Source organism: Bacillus rhizoplanae (genome assembly GCF_917563915.1).
Taxonomy (GTDB): domain Bacteria; phylum Bacillota; class Bacilli; order Bacillales; family Bacillaceae_G; genus Bacillus_A; species Bacillus_A rhizoplanae.
The window spans coordinates 1-425 of the sequence record NZ_CAKJTI010000085.1 but is presented as its reverse complement, the minus strand read 5'-3'; the positions used below and the strand labels follow the sequence as shown (position 1 = coordinate 425).

Annotated in this window: 1 protein-coding gene; it reads left to right on the top strand. The window is 36.7% G+C overall.

What is annotated here, in order from left to right; genetic code table 11:
* Positions 1-425 (top strand): IS4 family transposase (locus LRP84_RS22385; protein ID WP_230577084.1); only part of this gene is annotated, 425 nt, incomplete at both ends.

The following is a 425-nucleotide window of genomic DNA, read 5'->3' as shown; positions in this document are numbered from 1 at the left end:
TAAGCACATTCGGATTCTAGATTCTACAACATTTCAGCTTCCAGATAAGTTTTCTTCACATTATCAAGGTTCAGGTGGAAGTAGCCATACGGCAGGAGTCAAAATTCAATTGGAGTATGACTTATTGAGTGGGAAGTTCCTGTACGTTTATGTAGGAGAAGGAAGAGAAAATGATAAAACCTTTGGTTCAACAAGCCTAAAAACCATTCAACCAAAAGACTTGTATATAAGAGATTTAGGCTATTTTGACTTACATGACTTACAGAAGATCCATGATAAAGGCGCTTACTATGTCTCACGTTTGAAATTAAATTCTCGAATCTATCGTAAGAATGATGAGCCAGAGTATTTTCGAAACGGGACCGTGAAGAAAGGAACACTCTATATTCAATTAGATATGGAAGAACTCATGAATCAATTGCCCC